The sequence below is a fragment of the Romboutsia sp. 13368 genome (assembly GCF_018336475.1).
Classification (GTDB): domain Bacteria; phylum Bacillota; class Clostridia; order Peptostreptococcales; family Peptostreptococcaceae; genus Romboutsia.
Genome location: NZ_CP048741.1, coordinates 1,172,795 through 1,173,069, shown reverse-complemented (window position 1 = coordinate 1,173,069; position 275 = coordinate 1,172,795). Strand labels below are relative to the sequence as shown.

The 275-nt window shown below is 32.1% G+C and carries 1 protein-coding gene; it reads right to left on the bottom strand.

The annotated features are described in order from the left end of the window. Nucleotides 1-275 (bottom strand): SNF2-related protein (locus G3997_RS04775; protein ID WP_296648925.1); only part of this gene is annotated, 275 nt, incomplete at both ends.

Sequence of the window (275 nt, the reverse complement as noted above, 5' to 3'; positions counted from 1 at the left end):
ATATCTAAAAGATTATTGATTTCTTCTTGCCATTGCCAAATAAGAGTTTTCGGTGCTATAACCAATATAGGTTTATCTCCATATAAAGCCATTAATTGTGCTGATAGTGCTAACTGTACCGTTTTTCCTAGACCAACCATATCAGCAAGTATATATCGTGCTCCATAACTCTTTTTATRTTCATTAAATGCCAAGTTTACAAAGTATTTTTGATGGTCCCAAAGACCTAATTCTTTTCTATAAACAGATGATTCAACAACTATTTCTGCTGGATT